Origin of the sequence: Flagellimonas marinaquae (genome assembly GCF_023716465.1) — a bacterium.
Classification (GTDB): Bacteria; Bacteroidota; Bacteroidia; order Flavobacteriales; family Flavobacteriaceae; genus Flagellimonas; species Flagellimonas alginolytica.
The window spans coordinates 502,531-522,734 of record NZ_CP092415.1 but is presented as its reverse complement, the minus strand read 5'-3'; the positions used below and the strand labels follow the sequence as shown (position 1 = coordinate 522,734).

21 protein-coding genes are annotated in these 20,204 nt (G+C 42.6%); 12 read left to right on the top strand and 9 right to left on the bottom strand.

The genetic code is table 11. The features are described from left to right. Positions 1 to 2: 2 nt before the first annotated feature. The 3 genes from nqrF (at position 3) to MJO53_RS02405 (ending at position 2,763) form a co-directional block, all read left to right on the top strand. Positions 3 to 1,313, top strand: coding sequence for an NADH:ubiquinone reductase (Na(+)-transporting) subunit F (gene nqrF / locus MJO53_RS02415; protein WP_224837595.1), 1,311 nt, complete (start codon positions 3 to 5; stop codon positions 1,311 to 1,313). Positions 1,314 to 1,397: 84 nt separating this feature from the next. After that, complete coding sequence (locus MJO53_RS02410) at positions 1,398 to 1,757, top strand: Na(+)-translocating NADH-quinone reductase subunit F (RefSeq protein WP_252080336.1); 360 nt, start codon at positions 1,398 to 1,400, stop codon at positions 1,755 to 1,757. Between the two features lies 1 nt (position 1,758). Beyond that, complete coding sequence (locus MJO53_RS02405) at positions 1,759 to 2,763, top strand: FAD:protein FMN transferase (protein ID WP_252080335.1); 1,005 nt, start codon at positions 1,759 to 1,761, stop codon at positions 2,761 to 2,763. Between the two features lie 43 nt (positions 2,764 to 2,806). On the opposite strand, the gene MJO53_RS02400 is transcribed toward MJO53_RS02405, so the two are convergent. From MJO53_RS02400 to gpmI, 3 genes are all read right to left on the bottom strand, one after another. Beyond that, on the bottom strand, positions 2,807 to 3,571 hold the full coding sequence (locus MJO53_RS02400) for a class I SAM-dependent methyltransferase (RefSeq protein ID WP_252080334.1): 765 nt from the start codon (positions 3,569 to 3,571) through the stop codon (positions 2,807 to 2,809). Positions 3,572 to 3,750: 179 nt separating this feature from the next. Next, positions 3,751 to 4,569 carry a type I methionyl aminopeptidase gene (gene map / locus MJO53_RS02395; protein WP_252080333.1) on the bottom strand — a complete coding sequence of 273 codons (819 nt, stop codon included), beginning with the start codon at positions 4,567 to 4,569 and terminating at the stop codon, positions 3,751 to 3,753. Positions 4,570 to 4,613: 44 nt separating this feature from the next. Continuing rightward, the gene (gpmI, locus tag MJO53_RS02390; protein ID WP_252080332.1) at positions 4,614 to 6,131 is read right to left on the bottom strand and encodes a 2,3-bisphosphoglycerate-independent phosphoglycerate mutase; all 1,518 of its coding nucleotides are present in this window, start codon (positions 6,129 to 6,131) and stop codon (positions 4,614 to 4,616) included. Between the two features lie 208 nt (positions 6,132 to 6,339). On the opposite strand from gpmI, the gene MJO53_RS02385 reads away from it, so the two are divergent. After that, complete coding sequence (locus MJO53_RS02385; RefSeq protein ID WP_224837601.1) at positions 6,340 to 6,735, top strand: ankyrin repeat domain-containing protein; 396 nt, start codon at positions 6,340 to 6,342, stop codon at positions 6,733 to 6,735. 102 nt (positions 6,736 to 6,837) lie between these two features. Here the strand turns inward: MJO53_RS02385 and MJO53_RS02380 are convergent, their stop codons facing one another. The 5 genes from MJO53_RS02380 to MJO53_RS02360 all read right to left on the bottom strand — a co-directional run bounded on the left by MJO53_RS02380 (position 6,838) and on the right by MJO53_RS02360 (position 12,008). Then, positions 6,838 to 7,005: a DUF6747 family protein gene (locus tag MJO53_RS02380; RefSeq protein WP_224837602.1), complete on the bottom strand. Its 168-nt coding sequence runs from the start codon at positions 7,003 to 7,005 to the stop codon at positions 6,838 to 6,840. A 116-nt stretch (positions 7,006 to 7,121) separates the two neighbouring features. Beyond that, positions 7,122 to 7,886: a M48 family metalloprotease gene (locus MJO53_RS02375; RefSeq protein ID WP_252080331.1), complete on the bottom strand. Its 765-nt coding sequence runs from the start codon at positions 7,884 to 7,886 to the stop codon at positions 7,122 to 7,124. Positions 7,887 to 7,925: 39 nt separating this feature from the next. Then, positions 7,926 to 8,660: a M15 family metallopeptidase gene (locus tag MJO53_RS02370; protein WP_252080330.1), complete on the bottom strand. Its 735-nt coding sequence runs from the start codon at positions 8,658 to 8,660 to the stop codon at positions 7,926 to 7,928. A 77-nt stretch (positions 8,661 to 8,737) separates the two neighbouring features. Beyond that, positions 8,738 to 9,904 carry a gliding motility-associated C-terminal domain-containing protein gene (locus tag MJO53_RS02365; protein WP_252080329.1) on the bottom strand — a complete coding sequence of 389 codons (1,167 nt, stop codon included), beginning with the start codon at positions 9,902 to 9,904 and terminating at the stop codon, positions 8,738 to 8,740. Between the two features lies 1 nt (position 9,905). Next, positions 9,906 to 12,008 (bottom strand): beta strand repeat-containing protein, encoded by a 2,103-nt coding sequence (locus MJO53_RS02360; RefSeq protein WP_252080328.1) that lies wholly within the window; start codon positions 12,006 to 12,008, stop codon positions 9,906 to 9,908. A 211-nt stretch (positions 12,009 to 12,219) separates the two neighbouring features. On the opposite strand from MJO53_RS02360, the gene MJO53_RS02355 reads away from it, so the two are divergent. The 6 genes from MJO53_RS02355 (at position 12,220) to MJO53_RS02330 (ending at position 17,730) form a co-directional block, all read left to right on the top strand. Then, positions 12,220 to 12,960: a carboxypeptidase-like regulatory domain-containing protein gene (locus tag MJO53_RS02355; RefSeq protein WP_252080327.1), complete on the top strand. Its 741-nt coding sequence runs from the start codon at positions 12,220 to 12,222 to the stop codon at positions 12,958 to 12,960. Beyond that, positions 12,957 to 13,769: a carboxypeptidase-like regulatory domain-containing protein gene (locus tag MJO53_RS02350; RefSeq protein WP_252080326.1), complete on the top strand. Its 813-nt coding sequence runs from the start codon at positions 12,957 to 12,959 to the stop codon at positions 13,767 to 13,769. The genes MJO53_RS02355 and MJO53_RS02350 overlap by 4 nt, the downstream gene beginning before the upstream one ends. Positions 13,770 to 13,900: 131 nt before the next feature. Next, positions 13,901 to 14,419: a DUF6702 family protein gene (locus tag MJO53_RS02345; RefSeq protein ID WP_252080325.1), complete on the top strand. Its 519-nt coding sequence runs from the start codon at positions 13,901 to 13,903 to the stop codon at positions 14,417 to 14,419. Positions 14,420 to 14,480: 61 nt separating this feature from the next. Beyond that, positions 14,481 to 16,799 carry a M1 family metallopeptidase gene (locus MJO53_RS02340; protein WP_252080324.1) on the top strand — a complete coding sequence of 773 codons (2,319 nt, stop codon included), beginning with the start codon at positions 14,481 to 14,483 and terminating at the stop codon, positions 16,797 to 16,799. An 80-nt stretch (positions 16,800 to 16,879) separates the two neighbouring features. Then, positions 16,880 to 17,152 carry a Sec-independent protein translocase subunit TatA/TatB gene (locus MJO53_RS02335; protein WP_224837610.1) on the top strand — a complete coding sequence of 91 codons (273 nt, stop codon included), beginning with the start codon at positions 16,880 to 16,882 and terminating at the stop codon, positions 17,150 to 17,152. A 5-nt stretch (positions 17,153 to 17,157) separates the two neighbouring features. Further along, a complete protein-coding gene (locus tag MJO53_RS02330) occupies positions 17,158 to 17,730 on the top strand; it encodes a phosphatase PAP2 family protein (RefSeq protein ID WP_252080323.1) in 573 nt (190 codons plus the stop codon). Here MJO53_RS02330 and MJO53_RS02325 read toward each other — a convergent pair. Continuing rightward, complete coding sequence (locus tag MJO53_RS02325; protein ID WP_224837612.1) at positions 17,696 to 18,337, bottom strand: O-methyltransferase; 642 nt, start codon at positions 18,335 to 18,337, stop codon at positions 17,696 to 17,698. The genes MJO53_RS02330 and MJO53_RS02325 overlap by 35 nt on opposite strands. Before the next feature lie 65 nt (positions 18,338 to 18,402). On the opposite strand from MJO53_RS02325, the gene MJO53_RS02320 reads away from it, so the two are divergent. Both MJO53_RS02320 and kynU read left to right on the top strand, forming a co-directional pair. Further along, positions 18,403 to 18,867 (top strand): GNAT family N-acetyltransferase, encoded by a 465-nt coding sequence (locus MJO53_RS02320; RefSeq protein WP_252080322.1) that lies wholly within the window; start codon positions 18,403 to 18,405, stop codon positions 18,865 to 18,867. A 57-nt stretch (positions 18,868 to 18,924) separates the two neighbouring features. Beyond that, positions 18,925 to 20,193, top strand: coding sequence for a kynureninase (gene kynU / locus MJO53_RS02315; protein WP_252080321.1), 1,269 nt, complete (start codon positions 18,925 to 18,927; stop codon positions 20,191 to 20,193). Positions 20,194 to 20,204: the final 11 nt, after the last annotated feature.

Below are 20,204 nucleotides of genomic sequence, written 5' to 3'. Positions count from 1 at the left end.
AGATGATATTAGCCGCCAGTACCGGAGGTACTATACTTATTACCGTAGTAGCATTTCTTGTTTTGTTGTTATTGTTAGTGGCACTTTTGTTGTTCACTAAGGAAAAACTGTCACCATCAGGGCCAGTGACCATTAAGATCAATGGTGAAAAGGAACTGGAAGTAGGGTCTGGAGGATCTTTGTTGACTACCTTGGGTAATCAAAAAATATTTTTGCCATCAGCATGTGGTGGTGGTGGAACTTGTATCCAATGCGAATGCCATGTGCTTTCTGGAGGAGGCGAGGCATTACCAACAGAAACTCCCCATTTTTCTAAAAAAGAGTTGCAACATGGAGCTCGTTTGGCCTGTCAGGTCAAGGTGAAGCAGGACATGGAAATTACCATTCCAGAAGAAGTGTTCGGTATCAAAAAATGGGACGCCAAAGTGGTTCGTAATTATAACGTGGCCTCATTTATCAAGGAATTTGTAGTTGAGATTCCAGAAGAAATGAACTATAAGGCAGGAGGATATATCCAAATTGAAATACCGCCTTGCGAAGTGAAATATTCAGATATTGATATTACTGCCCACCCAGAAGAGCATGAAACTCCGGATAAGTTCCAAGCTGAGTGGGATAAGTTCAACCTATGGCCGTTGGTCATGAAGAACCCAGAAACGGTGGAAAGGGCCTACTCGATGGCTTCCTACCCGGCCGAAGGAAGGGAAATTATGTTAAATGTTCGTATTGCCACTCCGCCATGGGACCGTGGGAAGAATGGATGGATGGATGTAAACCCCGGTATTGCCTCTTCTTATATTTTTAGTTTGAAAGAGGGAGACCCAGTTACCATTTCCGGGCCATTCGGTGAATTCTTCATCAACGAATCCGATGCTGAAATGCTATATGTTGGTGGTGGTGCTGGTATGGCACCGATGCGTTCGCACTTGTACCACTTGTTCAAAACCTTAAAGACGAACAGAAAAGTGACCTATTGGTACGGAGGACGTTCCAAGAGAGAGCTATTCTATATCGACCATTTTAAACAATTGGAAAAGGAGTTCCCTAATTTCAAGTTTTATATGGCACTTTCCGAACCTTTGGAAGAAGATAACTGGAAAGTAAAAAAAGATATTAATGATGAAGAGGGAGATGGTTTTGTAGGTTTCATTCACAACTGTGTAATCGATAACTATTTAAACCATCACGAAACTCCTGAAGATATTGAACTGTATTTCTGTGGACCTCCTTTAATGAACAAGGCCGTTCAAAAAATGGGAGAAGATTTTGGTATCCCAGATGAGAATATCAGATTTGATGACTTTGGAGGATAGTACCAATGTTTATTAATCACCTCGAGCATTGTCGAGAGGTATAAATAAAACCAAACCGATGCTCCAAGCATCGGTTTTTTTGTTATGGGAAGAGAATTAACGGAACAGGAGTTGCACAATCTGGCCATGAATATAGTGGGTCGGGAACTGGAAGCAGATGGTTTTGAATTTATGGCCATTAATAGCAAGCTCAAAAAGAATCCACAGTATGTGTGCCTAAAGGAAAAGGTTTTGCATTTTATTGTGGTAAGAAATGTGGAGTTTCCCTTAAATCCACGAGAATATGACCCCGAGTTGATGCTAACAGTAAAAGATCATGCCGAAAAATTTGAGGCCAAGACCTATTTTGCCGGGGTTGGGCTATGGAATGCATCGGATAGAACAGAGCCACTTTATTTGGATCAAGAATACGTAGTGGATTACCAAGGATTAATTGAAATATAGCATGAAGAATACAGTCTATCTTTTTGGGTTAATGGTCTTCCTTTTTAATTGTAGGACCAACGAAACCGTAAAAAACCAAACACGGGGCAACGCACTGGGAACAACCTACTCCATAATTTTTATTGCGGATAAAGAGTTGGATTATCAACAAGAAATCGATTCTGTGTTCCGGGTTTTGAACCAATCCATGTCCACATATATTCCTGATTCTGATATTTCAAAGATCAATCAAGGGGATTCCACTATACAGGTGGATAAAATGTTTAAAGAGGTATTCGAGATATCCAGTAAGGTTCACAATGCTTCAAACGGTTATTTTGACCCTACTGTAGGTGTTTTGGCCAATGCATGGGGTTTTGGTCCAGGAGATCAGATGGAACTCGATAGTTTGCGCGTGGATAGTTTATTGAGTTATGTTGGATGGGGCAAGGTGCAGTTGAACGGGGATAATACCATAACCAAATCACACCCATCCATCCGGTTCGATTTTAATGCAGTGGCGAAAGGATACGCCATAGACCGACTGGGAGCTATGCTCGATGAAAAAGGTATTAAAAATTATTTGGTCGAAGTAGGAGGGGAAGTCCTTGCCAGAGGAAAAAATCTTGATTCGGGGAAGCAATGGTCGGTTGGCATCGATGATCCCCAAGTGGAAAATGGCCGTCAGTTAAAACAAATAGTTGCTTTAAAAGACGTTGCGATGGCGTCGTCCGGAAATTATAGAAAGTTTAGGGTGGATCCCGAAACAGGTGAGAAATATGTGCATACCATAAACCCGAAAACAGGATTTACCAAAAACTCGAATGTTTTGGCCACAAGTGTCGTGGCAAAGACCTGTGCAGTTGCCGACGCTTTTGCCACATCTTTTATGGCAATGGATTTGGAGGATTCCAAGGCTGTACTTGAGAATCATGATGAACTTGAGGCCTATATCATCTATTTGGATAGGAATGGTGAGACCCAAGAGTTTTTTACACCAGGTTTTGAAGCTTTGGTCAAGAGATGATCACTTTTTTACACCAGGTTTTGAAGCTTTGGTCAAGAAATGATCACTTTTTTACGAGCGGGATGATTTCCCCTTTGGCCAAACGATATTTTTTTACATCTTCCTTTGAAAGTGTGTTGGTGTAATCCACTTCTTCAACCCTGAATCCCACACTGCGAAGCTTGTCAAAGTAGTCCCTTCCGTAAATGCGGACATGATCGTATTGGCCAAAAACATGGGCGCGTTCTTTTTTGTCGGTAATGGTGTTGTCCTCAAATGTTTTTGCGCGATTTATATCTTGTGGAATCTGGAATATGCCCCATCCGCCAAGTTTCATTACCCTAAATAGTTCTTGCATGGCTTTAGTGTCGTTGGGTATGTGTTCCAGGACATGGTTGCAAAGGATTACATCAAAAGTGTCATCTTTAAAAGGGAGGTCGCATATATCCGCTTTCACATCTGCTAAAGGGGAATTAAGGTCAGTGGTCGTGTATTCCAAATTTTCCAACTCTTTAAAGCGCTTGTAAAAGGCCTGTTCCGGTGCAAAATGCAAGAGTTTTAACGGTTGGTTGAAGAATTTGGTCTCGTTTTTTAAATATAGCCACAACAAACGGTGCCGTTCCAGGGAGAGGGTGGAGGGGGAAAGTACATTTTCGCGAGGATTCTCGTATCCGTAAGGCAAAAACTTCCTGAAACTTTTTCCATCGATAGGGTCGGTGTATGTTTTTCCCTTTAGGGAAAATGCAATCAACGGTCGCACCCAATAGCTCAATCGGATGAGTAAAGGACGAGGAATTAGATTAAGGAAATATTTAAATATGCTTGACACTGATAAAATGATTATTACCGATGGTAAAGTTTGAATGTAAAATGTCAGTTCGAGTTTTTCCGCTCAGGAAAAAGTATCGAGAACTGGAGTTTTGTTCTTATACTTTAATTCTCGATAAAAATTTCTCCGTTACACTCCCAAAAATTACTCGAATGGACAAATTATTATCAGAAACTCACTTAAAGCACCAACTTCTTGCTACGGAATTCATCCTCTTCATCGCTGGCAATTCCTAGAGCCTCGTAAATATATTGGTAAGTGGACAATAGTTCCGGTTTGCCGTCAACTAATGCCACATCGTGTTCAAAGTGTGCGCTCGGTTTGCCATCGGCGGTCAGTATGGTCCAGCCATCCTTGAGTTGTTTTATGCGCTTGGTACCCATATTGATCATGGGCTCAATGGCAACCACCATTCCATTTACAAACTTTTTGCCACGTCCTCTTTTGCCATAATTGGGCATTTGGGGATCTTCATGTAGTTCCCTTCCCAAGCCATGGCCGACCAATTCGCGGACAACTCCATAGCCGTGGTCCTCGGTATATTTTTGAATGGCATATCCTACATCCCCCACTCGGTTGCCTAACTTAAATTCGCGAATTCCAATGTAGAGTGATTCTTTGGTCACCTTGAGCAACTTTTTGGTTTCTTTGGCCACTTCACCTACTTCAAAAGTATACGCATGATCTCCATAAAAGCCATTTTTTACAGCGCCGCAATCTACAGAGATAATATCCCCGTCCTTCAACGGCTCGTTGTTGGGAATACCGTGGACTACTTGTGCATTGGGGCTCCAATTAAGGGTGTTCGGGAAGTCGTACATTCCTAAAAATCCCGGAATCGCACCTTGTTCACGAATATACTCATCGGCCATTTTATCCAGTTTTAATGGATTGGCCCCGGGTTTAATTTCTTTGGCCAACATGCCCAATGTTCTGGAAACCACTAAAGCACTTTCGCGCATTAATTCAATTTCCTCTGCTGTCTTTACTTTGATCATAGCTGCAAAGATAAATTGATTCTATGGATTTAAAGCCATTTGTATTAAACCAAAGGTTTTTGGGTCATGAGTTCGGGTTGTGGTACTTCCAACATTTTTAGAATCGTCGGAGCTATATCACCCAGAACACCATTTTTAACCACTTTTATCTCGTTGTCCACAAGAATAAGGGGCACCGGGTTTGTTGTGTGTGCCGTGTTTGGGCTCCCATCCGGGTTTACCATGGTGTCGCAGTTTCCGTGGTCTGCTATCACAATTGTGGAGTAACCGTTTTCCAAACCTGCATTGATAACGTCTTTTGCACATTCGTCCACAGTTTCGCAGGCTTTAATGGCAGCTTCCATTACACCAGTATGACCAACCATATCGGGATTTGCAAAATTGAGGCAAACAAAATCGGCTTCACCTTTTTGTAGTTCCGGAACAATAGCGTCCCGAATTTCGTATGCACTCATTTCTGGCTGGAGGTCGTAGGTGGCAACTTTGGGCGATGGACAAAGAATGCGCTTTTCTCCATCAAAAGGTTCCTCGCGTCCACCATTAAAGAAAAAAGTAACGTGGGGATATTTTTCGGTCTCAGCTATCCGAATTTGTTTTTTACCATTTTTGGCCAAGGTTTCACCAAGGGTGTCCTTTATGTTTTCCTTGTTGAAAATAATCTTGATTCCTTTAAAGGATTCATCATAATTTGTCATGGTCACATAGTACAAGTCCAGCTTATGCATGTTTTGCTCGTGGAAATCTTGCTGGCTCAGGACTTGGGTCAACTCACGACCGCGGTCCGTCCTAAAATTGAAGAAAATGATCACGTCACCATCTTTGATTTTTGCAATGGGCTCATTGTTGGAATCGGTAAGGACCAAGGGCTTTATAAATTCGTCCGTAATACCATTGTCATAACTTTTTTGCATGGCCTCGCCAATATCCTGAACTTTTTCCCCATTGGCATTTACAACAACATCATAAGCTTGTTTTACCCGTTCCCAACGCTTATCGCGGTCCATGGCATAATAACGACCGATAACGGTGGCCAATCGGGTATTTTTGTCGGAGCAGTATTGGTTAAGGTCGACCAAAAATCCTTTTCCGCTTTTTGGGTCCACATCCCTGCCATCTGTAAAGGCATGTACAAACGATTGTTTTACGCCGTTTTCGTCCGCGGCCTTAATCAATGCTTTTACATGGTCGATGTGGCTGTGTACACCACCATTGCTGACCAATCCTAAAAAATGGACAGGTTTATGGTTTGCTTTTGCATATTCAAATGCTTCTTTGAGCACTTTCTCGTTTTTTAAGGTATCTTCTTTTACGGCCTTATTGATCTTGGCCAGATCTTGATACACAATCCTGCCCGCGCCAAGGTTCATATGTCCTACCTCGCTGTTTCCCATTTGCCCTTCGGGAAGTCCTACGTTCATTCCATCGGTGTGGAGGTCGGCATTGGGATATTTGGTGTACAGTGAATCTATAAATGGTGTATTGGCCTTTGCAATGGCCGAAACTTCTGGATTCGGGGATTTTCCCCATCCATCCAAAATCATAAGAATTACCTTTTTGCTCATAATTAAAAATTGTTCTGCAAAAATAAAATGATCTGCTTGGACCCCCTAGCTTTTCGTTAAATTTCTGATTGCTAATTTGTTAATAGTTTTATGATTTTTTTGAGGCATTGTTAAAGTTTAGTTATATAACTGTTAATCCTGTAACATCTTGCCTTTAAGGCAGTCTACTTTTATAACTAGTAAATTCATTAATCAAAAACAATTCATCATGAAAAAAACAATCTTTACAGTGGCTGCATTTTGCATGTTGGCCCTAAGCGGTATTTCTGCCAACGAGCTGAAAACCATCAAAACAGATGTGGAAATCGAAATGGAATCGCCGGATGATCTTAGTGCTTTTTGCAAAGCGGTTATGCAAGGCGATGTAGAAACTGTAAAAAAGTTTATTGAACTTGGAGAGGATGTCAACCAAAAATCATTGGGCAAGGCACCTATCCATTATGCCGCACGCTACAATAAGGCCGATGTACTGCAAGTTCTTATTGATAACGGTGCGGATGTTAAAAAACGCTGCGACGGGGGAATGACAGCAATCAAATATGCCAAACTATCCAATGCTACAGAAGCCCAAGCCGTACTGGAAGCTGCTATGAAGAAAAAATAGAATGGAGTTTATTCGTCTAACGAAAAAAGCCCGTCCAATTTGGATGGGCTTTTTTGCTCATTTACATATTTAGTGTCCTTGCAAAAGAGTGTTTCTCGCGGCTTAGAATTCAAAGCCAGTAAAAGCTCTGTACAAAAATGCATATACGGCCAATACGAACATGGCTGCGCAAAATATAGAATATCCTTTTAAAAAGAATACTACAAAGCTTGGTCTGCAATCGTCGAATGCCTCTAAATAGAGATCTTTAAAATGTAATAGTGTTCCCATGTGTTCTCTCTTTTTACAGCATGGTAGATCAAGAGAACATTATAGTAGGATTCGGGGTTCGTTCAAAGGTACAGAATTATTGTCAACCGCCTTGTTTTATCGATAAAACGCCAATTCTATCGACCTGAATATTTTTGGATGGCCTCTTGTATTTTTTCTATTCTGTTTTCGGGGTCCGGATGGGTGCTTTGGAATTCTGGGACCCTATTGGGCCCTGCCGCCGCTTTTAGAATTTTCATTACTTCGATCATTTGATAAGGGTCGTACCCAGCTTCGATCATGAACAACACGCCAAGTTCATCGCTTTCCAATTCATCGTTCCTTCCATTGGTTAGCAGGGTGTTTTGCCCGATACCGGCAACCAGATTGCCCATATCGCCACCGACCGATGCTCCCGTGGCCAAGGTTTGCCAAAATGTGCTTTCGGCAATACGCTCTGCGGAATGCCGTCCGAGTACATGTCCAATTTCGTGACCTAGTACACCGGCCAATTGCGCTTCGTTAAGTTGTGAAAAGAGAGCATAGGTAATAAATATTTGTCCGCCAGGAAGGGCAAAGGCGTTTACGGTGCGATCATCTGCCAATAAATGAAAATCGTACTCATAAGGGGTTTGGTTGGCAATACTGCTCTTGACCAACTTTTGTCCCACGGCATCTACCAGATTCTGCAGACGTTCGTCGGGATACAGGCCTCCGTGCTGTTGTGCCATTTCTGGTGCACTTTGTAGGCCAATGGCAATTTCTTGCTCCGCCGTCATGTCTATGTTCTGGGTTCTACCGGTGTATGGGTTTTCCTCTTGGTTGCTGCACCTTCGTACAAAGGCAAAGGCAACAATGGCCAGACCAATTAGGATGCGAATGCGCCAACTTCCTCTTCTCATGGGTTAGTGTTCTTGATGTTTCAAGATACGAAAAAAGCCTTATAGGAGTACAGGGTTGATGTCCAATATATTATCCTGGACGTAGGTTTTTATAAAGCCCGTGGTAAAATGTTCGCTACCAATAAACTCTTCCTTTTGCAAAAGTTTTAAAATGTTCAGTTTTCTATAAGCCGTGAGCATGGAAATCGATATCGGGGCGTAGCTATAATGCCATGGCTCGTACTTAAAGCCACGCCTGCGCGGATTGTTGGTGTAGGTTAGATAAAAACCATATTTTTCCGAATGTTCGTCCATCCATAATTTTAGGCCTTCATATGGGCCGTCCGCTCCAAACTTTTCGGGGACCAAGACATCTCCGTTGACTTTGGGATGCCCATCAATAATATCGATATCGGTGCCCCAATGGTGTCTGCTGGTTCCGGGAATGGTGGAATATTCTATGATCTTGTCAATGGCATCCAATGGAGCCATGCCCTGCTCTTCGGTAAATCGAAGATATTTACGTTCCCAGATACTGCGCTGTCGGTAATAGTCCCTGTAGCTGGAAACAATTTTAATGTCGAAGCCGTCCGAATAGGCTGCTTTTTTCATTTCCAAAAAAGACTCGTACGCCTCTTCGCGCAAGTTGATTCCCTCTCCAAAAAGCTCAATATTCGCCTTGCCCATAAGTTCCTCGGTGGAATAATCCAAGTGGTTAAAAGTTGGGAAAATGGGAGGAATGGCACAGGCCAAGCCCGATGCTGAAGCGGTTTTAATAAAAGTCCTTCTTTTCATGAAATGAATTTTGCCCCCAAGTTAAGAAGTATTTTTAATTCCTTATTTTGAAAATTGAGCAAAAGCCAGCTAGGTTCTTAACGGTCCAAAAAAAGGAAACCTGTGTATTCCAGCTCTACATCTTCCAGGGTTACCAAATAAAAATATACCCCTTCCGGCAATCCTATTCCTTGGTTGGAAATCATCGTGCCGGTATTGGCAATGCCATGGAACTCGTTGGTATAGTTGATTTGTTCGAATACTTTTTGTCCGTAGCGGTTAAAGATGCGAACGCTGTTGTTGGGAGATTCTTCCAGATTATCGATAATCCAGGAATCGTTGATGCCATCGCCATTGGGGCTTAAAAAATAATTGCCCAAAGTGGGATTGTTCACGGCAAAGGTATCGGTGGGCAAGGGTATGGTGCCAAAAGTGATGGCGGCATACTCGCTGGGAACAAAGGTTTCCGATGTAATAAAACCTCGATTAATATCTCCACTTGTGGCGGAATTCCCGATAATGACCCATTCTTGTTCAGCTTTGCTCCAACCTACAATAATTATGGACTCCATGGTGGCATTTGGAATCGTGCCCAAACCGCTCCTAACGTTCCAAGCAATCGAAACCTGCGCAGGAACATCGCTTTGTAAGATCCAAAATTCACGCTCGCTTACTTTTCCGATTTCCTGAACCTTTTGGTCCGTGTCAAAACTTTCCAGTATGGAAGAGGGGTTGGAGGGATTTTCAAAAAAATAGGCGCAAATGGCCAAAGGGGTCGTGGTTTCGGAGAGCAATGTTAGTGGTCGTAATTGTGCTTGATCGCCAACAGGAAATGAAAAGATATCGCGGTTGTTCACAGCCGCGAAACCGGTTACTTTGGATTCGTTGCTTTCCCCGGTAAAGAAACCTTGGTCCATAAAATTGAGGTACACGGCCTGGTTGTTGGCCGGGCTCAAAAAGTTACCGTCTATAAAATTAACGTTGTTCCGCACCGAAACAGGGATTTGAAAAAAAACGTTGCTGCGGCTCATGATCTCGGTATCCCACAGAGTGGGAGAAACATTTCCGGATACTTGGATCACTTCATTACCGTAAAACCCAACCAATCCGGTAGCAGGATTAAAATTGGCATTATTGATAAAATCGGTGTGCAGACCTATATTGGCATTATTGTGCACCTGCATATTTCCATTATGGTACAACCCGCTCTGGGCCACAACAGAACAGACCGATAACAAAAACGCTATGTGGAGGAGGGTTTTCATTTTATGGATTTATAACAATGTATTGCCAATTCGCATTGTTTGCAGTTGGAGCGAAGCCTGGAGAAACAAATTCATAAATTTGTACTGAAAAATTACCTAGGGTTTGATTCACAAGTTGAATCATTATAGGGTTTCCAGAGGTATTTTCTTGTACAGTTAGTTGAATTATAGAATTTGAATCTACTGTTCCATCTGTTATATTGTAGAGACCAGCTGCTCCGTCCGTAGCATTCACTTGTACTGCATTTGCTATTTCCTCTGTAATATTGTCGACATAAGTTTTCACCGCCTGTTCGGTTGGATAATCTGTAGCTGAGTTGTCTGCGAGAGTGCCATCGTTGGATTTATTCGCAACGTCTTCTTTCGTTCCTATTGCTGTTGTGTTATTTGCAATGTCGTTCTGGTTCTGCAGGATGTCAGCATCGTTGGCTGCTATTGCCGTGGTATTAGTAGTGATTCCGTTCTGAATGGTTGTATCGTCGTAGAATGCACCACCATCTGTTCCGCTTTCTGAGATGGAGTTACCCGCATCTGCACTTACGATAGTTTGGTTGGAAGCCGTGATTTCATTGTCGACATAAGTTTTCACCGCCTGTTCGGTTGGATAATCTGTAGCTGAGTTGTCTGCGAGAGTGCCATCGTTGGATTTATTCGCAACGTCTTCTTTCGTTCCTATTGCTGTTGTGTTGTTTGCAATGTCGTTCTGGTTCTGCAGGATGTCAGCATCGTTGGCTGCTATTGCCGTAGTATTAGTAGTGATTCCGTTCTGAATGGTTGTATCGTCGTAGAATGCACCACCATCTGTTCCGCTTTCTGAGATGGAGTTACCCGCATCTGCACTTACGATAGTTTGGTTGGAAGCCGTGATTTCATTGTCGACATAAGTTTTCACCGCCTGTTCGGTTGGATAATCTGTAGCTGAGTTGTCTGCGAGAGTGCCATCGTTGGATTTATTCGCAACGTCTTCTTTTGTTCCTATTGCTGTTGTGTTGTTTGCAATGTCGTTCTGGTTCTGCAGGATATCAGCATCGTTGGCTGCTATTGCCGTGGTATTAGTAGTGATTCCGTTCTGAATGGTTGTATCGTCGTAGAATGCACCACCATCTGTTCCGCTTTCTGAGATGGAGTTACCCGCATCTGCACTTACGATAGTTTGGTTGGAGGCCAAAATAGCTGCATTCAACGTTTGTAAGTTTACGGCATCCAATGGATTTGTAGGGTCTCCTAAATTGAATATAATTTGGTTGCCTAAGTTTATAGCTGCTCCCGCAGCTCCAAACCCACTAAGTGGAATATTTGTTTTGTCGAGTTTGGCATCGGTAACATTTCCATCGGCTATTTTGGTGGTCGTCACCGCATCATCCGCCAATTCAGCAGTGTCGATGCCCAATGCGGCAACATCTAGAGTTAGTGGATCGGTTTGACTTCCAGTACCACTTAATAGAAGGGTGGCATCGGTTGGTCCTACCACTTCATTCCCTACAATACTATCTTTTTCGGTAATTCCCAATGCTGATTCGTTGATCAAGGTCCAGTTGATGCCGTTCCACTGAAACAGATCTCCGGGTTGGCCTGTTGTGGCATCCGCCAATTTTTCGAGGGTTACCGAACCGTCTGCCAATTTAGCACTGGTCACGGAATCGTCCTGCAATTTGGAAGCTCCATTTATGGAGGTGTTCACAATATTGGCCCCGGTAATCTGTGCCACTTCAAAATTGTAGTTAACGCTGTCGTCCGGATTTACCGTTGTTGTAATGATCACCGTACTGTCCCTTGCCTGCGGATTTAATTGGCTCAAATAGTCTGCACGTGTACTCACTGTAAAGGAATTGTCCAACTCCTCGCAAATATTGACCCATTGTGTACCATCGTAATAATGCAGGCAATCCTGGTCTGTATTGTACGCCAACGCCCCCGGTAATGGGTTGATCACGCTCATTTGCGCATCGGTTACACGGGTAATCACCAAAACCCTGGTGTTGCTCTCCAGTTCCAAAACAGAAGCGGGATCTAAACTTTCCGGGTTATTGCCGATTTTTACCTGACCGCTTAGGGTGTTGATCATAAGTAGGGCTATGATCGTGTAGACAATTGAAGTTTTCACAGTGTTTGTTATTTGAGGATTTTCCAAACGTAAAAAACAAAGCTAACTTTATGTGGCAATTATTTTAATAATTACCGTCGAAACACGTAATTCGGGGGTGAATGGAATTCCCTTTGGTATATTTGTAGGAATAGAATTAACAAAAGTTTAGAACCGCTTAATTTTTTATATCCTTGTCAAGGGTTTTCTTTAACACATTAAACGCCCAGAAATGAAAAATACATTCTTGATTTTGTTCGCTTTGCTCGTGAGTGGCTGGTCCTTTGCGCAGGATTCCCGTCAAATGTTAAGGGGCAAGGTCTTGTACCGAAGTTCCAATGTTCCCAACGAGAACGTGATCAATTCAACCAGCGGCCAGGCAACCATAACCGATGAGAACGGGGAGTTTGTTATTGCAGTAAAAGATGGGGATCAGTTGGTGTTTACCGCGGTGAACTATCAGTTGGAGGTGATAACCGTTACCCCGGAGATATTGCAGAACAATCGTTTGGTCGTAGAGGTTACCGAAAAAGTGCGGGAGTTGGACGAGGTGGTGGTTACGCCAGATCAGCAAGAACGTTTTCTGCAGGTAAAAAATGAAGATTTTAAGCAATTCGATTATGAGATAGACCGGGGTACCGAGGTCGAAAATATCGCCAATTCGAGAACCACACGCGGAATGAAGGACGGAATCAATTTTGTGAACATCTTCAAGGCCCTTTTTAAATCCCAAGAAGTAAACGGACAACAACGAGCACCTTTAAAGGTAAGTGAGGTGCTGCGCCATGTTTATGATGATGAGTTCTTTGTTGCGGATCTAAGGTTGCCCCAAGATAAAATAGATGCCTTTTTGTTGTACTGTGACGATAGGATTCCTTCGCAGACCCTGCTCAGAAAAGAAAATGAGTTTCAATTGATCGATTTTCTGGTTACTCAGAGCAAAGAATACTTGGCAACCTTGAACGAGGAATGAAAAAATGCCTTCTCGCATTACTGCTTTTTTTGATTGCTCTAACAGGTTTCACCCAAGAGCAGGATAGCAAATTACTGCAAGGAAAGGTGACCAGTACGGATAAGGATGTCGTAGGTGTGGTTGTACAGAACATCACCACTAAAGATGCCGTAATTACCGATTTGGAAGGTAGGTTCGCCATAATGGTCCATGAGAAGGATACCTTGGTGTTCTCAGCTGTACATTTTCTAAGAAAAACCTTGCCAATTACCCCAGATTTGTTTCGGTCCAACTTTATCGAGGTGCCATTACAAGAGTTTGTGAACCAATTAAAGGAAGTGGTGGTGAGCCCTTATGATCTAACAGGTGATTTGAGCCGCGATGTAGACCGGGTTGTTTTGGAAAAAGATGTAACTGCCGAAGCATTGCAATTGCCCAATGCGCACAGGTCCATACCCACACAAAGTGAAAGAAGGCTCCAAGAGGCTTCCGCAATGCGGGTAATGGGCGGCGGCGGGTTCGGAGGAGCAGGAGGGGCAGTTAGCCTAAACCCGATCATAAATGCCATTACGGGCAGAACAAAAATGCTCAAGAACAGGGTAAAGCTGGAAAAAAACTACGCCCAGACCCAAGAAGTTCAAGGTTTTTATGCGGACTCACTTTTTGTGGCCACCTTAAAAATCCCAATGGAAAAAATTGATGATTTTATGTACTTCTGCGAAGTGGACGAGAATTTTCAAGAAGCGGTAAAATCTCAGGATAAATTAAGGATTTGGGATGTGATCATGAACAAGAGCAGGGCCTATCGTAAAAACAATGATTTGGATTGATTTTTTGGATTTGTTGTTTGAACTTGTCAATTTGGGAATGGTCGGGATGTTTTTAGATTAGTTTGGCAGGTAAATTGCAGATAGTCGTTTAAAACAGTAACATTGTTGTACCATATAAAGTCTAGCACTACATGAAACATTTGAAAAACACAAAAATCCTGATATTGCCCTTCGCCATACTGTTGTTTTTGTCTTTCTCTACGGCACATAAATTTTACGTTAGCGTTACCAATATCGAATATTCGGAAGACGATAAGGCCTTTCAGATTACCAGCCGTATTTTTATCGATGACCTGGATAAGCTTCTTTCTGAGCGCTACGGCATCCAAGCCAAATTGGCAACCCCTAATGAATCCAACTTGGCCGATGGGTATATTGAGAAATACTTTAGGTCTAAATTCGTGGTAACCCTCAATGGGAAACCGGTAAAATATTCTTTTTTGGGTAAAAGATACGATACCGATGTGGCCATCTGTTATTTGGAGATTCCTAATGTAAATTTAACAGAAGTAAAGACCATGTCCATCCAAAACGAAGTCCTCACCGATTTGTTCGAAGAGCAGAAAAACGTGGTGCACATTAAGTGGAACGGGAAAAAGAAAAGTTTTGTATTGATCAAAGAGAACAATAAAGGAATGTTAAACTTATGACATATTCTTAACGTTCGGTTAAAATATGTTATTTTTCGCTGTTATAAAATCAAATTAGAAGATGAACAAAATTAAGTATTGCTTTGCTTCCGTATTGTTCCTGTTCGGGGCCGTGGTCATGGCCCAGGAAGAAGGGAACGTTAAAGAAGAAAGGGAACCAGGTCACTACAACCAAAGTAGGTTTAAACAATTGTACGAGGAGTTTTCCTCTCCGAACACGTACCGCTCGGCTTCAGGTGCCCCGGGTCCCGATTATTACCAACAACAGGCAGATTATGTAATGGATATCTACCTGGACGATAAAAACGCCAAGATCAATGGCGAGGAAACTATCACGTACCACAACAACTCACCAGATGATTTGGAGTTTCTTTGGGTACAGTTAGATCAAAACGTACGTGCCAAGGATTCCAAGTCGCCCTTGCGCAATGGAAATGGTGTTAACATTGCCTATACAGCAGGTAATTTTGCCCAAACTTACATAAGTGAGCCTTTTGACGGTGGTTTTAACATTGAATCGGTAAAGGATGCCAATGGCAAGCCATTGTCCTATACCATTAACCAAACCATGATGCGCATTAACATTCCGCAAGCGCTAAAGAGTGGTGAAAAGATTTCGTTCTCCATCAAATGGTGGTACAATATTCCCGATCATACCGTAAATAGGGCACGTTCAGGTTATGAGTATTTCGAAAAAGATGGAAACCGTGCATACGTAATTGCACAGTTCTTTCCTCGTATGGCTGTGTACAGCGATGTGGAAGGCTGGCAAAACCATCAGTTCTGGGGCAGCGGAGAGTTTGCTCTGCCATTCGGAAACTATGATGTAAGTATTACTGTTCCCGCAGACCATATTCTGGATGCGACAGGTGAGCTTCAAAACCGCGAAGAGGTTTTCTCCAAAGAAATGATGAAGCGTTACAAGCAGGCCAAAAAATCTTACGATAAGCCTGTAATCATTGTAACCCAAGAAGAAGCAGAAGCTGCGGAAAAAAGCTTTTCCAACGATACCAAGACTTGGAAGTTCAAGGCGACCAACGTTAGGGATTACGGTTTTGCAACTTCCAGAAAGTTTATTTGGGACATGCAAGCCGTGAAAATCGGGAACAAAGATGTAATGGCAGTATCACTTTACCCAAAAGAGGGAAATCCACTTTGGGAAGAATACTCCACAAAAGCAGTGGTTCAAACCCTGCAGACCTATTCCAAGCACACTTTTGATTACCCGTACCACAAGGCTATTTCCGTACACGCGAAAAACCAAGGTATGGAGTACCCCATGATCTGCTGGAACTATGGTCGTCCTAACGAAGATGGAACCTATTCCGATAGAACCAAATACGGAATGATCAGTGTGATCATCCACGAGGTGGGCCACAACTTCTTTCCAATGATCGTTAATTCCGATGAGCGTCAGTGGGGATGGATGGACGAAGGTTTGGATACCTTTATGCAATACTTGGCAGAACAGGAATTTGGACAAACTTTCCCAGAAGCCATTGCCCCCAACGAAAAATATCCATCAAGAAGAGGAGAGGCGGCCAAAATAGTGCCTTATATGGCCGGCGATCAAAGTTTTATATCGCCGATCATGTCCAATCCAGAGAATGTATATCAGCTTGGTCCTAACGCTTATGCAAAGCCAGCTACTGCACTTAATATTTTAAGGGAAACCGTAATGGGCAAGGAATTGTTCGATCACGCCTTTAAAACCTACGCACAGCGTTGGATGTTCAAGCACCCGACCCCAGAGGATTTCTTCCGTACCATGGAAGATGCTTCCGCTGTGGATTTGGATTGGTTCTGGAGATCTTGGTTCTACACTACCGATTATGTGGATATAGGGGTGAAAGGAGTAAAAAAATACTACGTTACCAACAAACCGACCAAAGAAATGGAAAAGTATATGGCGGACAGAAACCTTACCGAAGCCGATCTTCCTCCATTGGTCTATTTGGCAGAAGAGGATAGCGAGGACTTTGCGCCAGAACTTAAAGGAAAATCACCAACAGAGACTTCTCAGAACCTTAAGGAGTTTATGATGGATAACATGACGGCAGCCGAAAGAGCTCAGGTAAAAGAACCTAAGTTCTTCTACGAAATCACTTTTGATAAACCAGGGGGAATCCCTATGCCGTTGATCGTTGAGTACACGTACGCCGACGGCACCACTGAAAGCGTTACTTATCCTCCTGAAATTTGGAGAAAGAACGACGCAGAGGTGAAAAGAGTAATGGCAACAGAAAAGGAATTGGTAGGAATTGTAGTAGATCCAAAATTGGAAACTGCAGATATCGATACCACAAACAACTCTTGGCCCAAGAAAGATGAAAAGTCCGATTTTGATAAATTCAAGGAAAATATCAAAGGAGACAAATAAGATTTAAGCCATACCAAAAAGCCCTGTGATTTCACAGGGCTTTTTTTATTTTGAAATGAAGTTCTGATTATATTTGTGCCATGCAATTTCTATTCATTAGTGGAGCCGAGATATTTTTCATCCTATTTATAGTGGTGATGGTGTTTGGTGCGGATAAAATACCTGGAATAGCCAGGGGGCTCGGCAAAGGAATGCGCCAACTTAAGGATGCCACGGATGATATTAAACGTGAAATCCAAAAAAGTGCCGATGTGGATACAGACTTTACCAAGAATATCCGAAAGGAGATCGATGATGTAAAGAAAAATGTGGAGGAAGTTTCCGGTTCTATTAAACGCGACATAAATAAGTAAGTCCCATGCTGGAAAAACTGCTCAAATGGGATAGGGACACTTTTGTTTATCTCAATGGTCTGGGCATAGAAAAGTACGACTTGTTTTGGTCCACGGCTACCCAATTTACCACCTGGATACCCCTATTTATACTATTTGTGATATTGTTTTACCTCAATTTTCCAAAAAAAGAGGCACTACATAAATTTTTGACCGTGTTGGGATTGGCACTGTTTATTGCCCTTGTTACACATTTTACCAAAATATCTGTAGCGAGATTAAGGCCGAACAATACAGAAGAAATCAATTCCCTGATCCGAATATTAAAAACACCGACAGATTTTAGTTTCTTTTCGGGCCATGCATCCAGCTCGTTCGCGATAACGACCTTGGTATTTTTGTTCTTGAGAAAAAAAATGAAATGGGCGATGTTCTTTTTTGTTTGGCCCATACTTTTTACGATGAGCCGTATTTATGTTGGGGTGCACTATCCTTTTGATATTTTGGTGGGTACCATAGTAGGCGTGTTGAGCGGAACACTCTTCTTTTGGATTTATCAACGATTTATCGCACCCGGCTCAAAGTCAGTCCATCCCTGATCGGCAATAAAACAGTTTCTACCCTTGGGTCTTCCTTGAGTTTTTGGTTGTATTGTAAAAGAGCCGCAGTGGCCTTGTCCGATTTTTCTAAGGGTTCTACCACTTTGCCCGACCATAGAACATTGTCTGATAGGATAATACTGCCCGGCTTTGTTTTCGGGAGTACAGCTTCAAAATAGCTATCATAGTTCACCTTTTGGGCATCAATAAAAACTAAATCAAAAGTTTGTTCCAAGTTGGGAACAATATCCAGGGCATCTCCCGTATGCTGCTTTATTTGGGGGCCATATCCACTTTTATCAAAGTACTTGCTCTGCATGCGATGGAGTTCCTCGTTTACCTCAATGGTATGCAGTTCTCCTTCTCTTTGAAGCCCTTCGGCCAAACACAATGCGGAATATCCGGTATATGTGCCTATCTCAAGAATGTATTTTGGATTGATGATTTTAGAAAGCATGCTCAACACTCTGCCTTGAAAATGTCCAGTGATCATTCTGGGCTGTATCACCTTTAGGTGTGTTTCGCGGGTAAGTTCTTGCAACAGGATAGGTTCGTCTTCGGTATTGTTGGCAATATAATTCTCCAAGACCGGTGATAGGAAATGCATGATAAATTTTTCGCAAAAATATGGAAAAGAACTACATTGGAACAGCTCTTTAAATAAAACAGACTATGCCGTTACATAAGGTAAATATTAGACCTGCTACAATGCACGACCTCCCGTTGTTGCTAAAATTTGAACAAGAAATAATCAATGCGGAACGCCCTTTTGATGTTACCATAAGGAAAGGTGCGGTAAGTTACTACGATATCGAGGCGATGATCCAAGATCCGCAAGCATGCATTGTGGTGGCCGAAATAGAGAAGAAGGTGGTGGCATCGGGGTATGCCATTCCAAAAAAGGCGAGGCACTATCTGGACCACGAATATTATGCCTACCTCGGTTTTATGTACACCGATCAACAGTATCGAGGTAAGGGGATCAATGCAATGATCGTGGACGAACTTAAAAAATGGTCGGAGAGTGCAGGTTTTAAGGAAATCAGGTTAACAGTATACAACGACAACCTTTCGGCCATAAAAGCGTATGAAAAAGTGGGTTTTAAAAAGCACATTATAGAAATGCGCTTGGCGTAAATTCCATTAGTGTACATTACCTCCACAAATCGTATTTTTGATGCAAACCATTACAGCATGACGTTCCAAAACACGCTCGATTTTGCCAAACAGCTTGATGCTTCCGATACATTGGCCCACTACAGAAATGAATTCCACTATCCTCAGGTAAACGGAAAGGATGTAATCTATTTTACAGGGAATTCCCTTGGGCTGCAACCCAAACGCACCCAAACGTTTGTGGACGAGGTAATGAAAGACTGGAAGGAGTTGGCCGTAGAAGGACATTTTTATGCCGATAAACCTTGGTGGGATTACCATGAACGACTGGCCAATGGCCTGGGCAACGTTGTGGGAGCAAGGCCTCAAGAGGTTTCTGTAATGAATACGTTGACGGTAAACCTTCATTTGTTGATGGTATCCTTTTATCGACCTACCACATCACGCTTTAAGATCATTTGTGAGGAAAAGGCTTTTCCATCCGATCAATATATGCTGCAAAGTCAAGTACGTTTTCATGGTTTGGACCCAAAAGAGGCCATTGTAGAGGTAAAAAAACGGGAAGGCGAACATGCTTGGCGTACCGAGGATATAATCCAAAAGATCAACGAGGTAGGGGATGAGTTGGCCTTGGTACTAATGGGAGGAGTAAATTATTACAATGGCCAAGTCTTGGATATGGAGGCCATTACCAAGGCGGGTAAGGATGTCGGTGCCTTTGTTGGATGGGATTTGGCACATGCCGTGGGCAATATTAAATTGAACCTACATGATTGGGAAGCCGATTTCGCGGCATGGTGCAGCTATAAATACATGAACAGTGGACCGGGCAACGCATCTGGAATTTTTGTACATGAAAAACACTTGGGCAAAAAGGATATTCCTCGTTTTGAAGGGTGGTGGGGAACCAAAAAAGAGACACGCTTTTTAATGCAGCCCGAATTCGACCCCATTCAGAGTGCCGACGCCTGGCAATTGAGCAACCCGCCCATACTTTCGGTGGCACCATATTTGGCTTCGTTGGAGATGTTTGAGGAAGTGGGTATGGATGCCCTAATAGAAAAACAGCGCACCATAGTGGCCTTTCTGGAGTTTGTGTTGCACGAAATAGATAAGGAAGTGGACAGCACATTCGAAATTATAACCCCAAAGGACAGAGGATGCCAACTTTCTGTTTTTTTACATGGAGAGGGTAGGGCCATTTTTGATTATTTGATGAAGAACGGTGTAATAACCGATTGGAGAGAACCAAACGTGATTCGTTTGGCTCCTGCACCTTTATATTGCTCGTTCGAAGATATGTACCGATTTGGACAGATCTTAAAAAAAGGCATACAGGACAAATAAACATCCTTGAT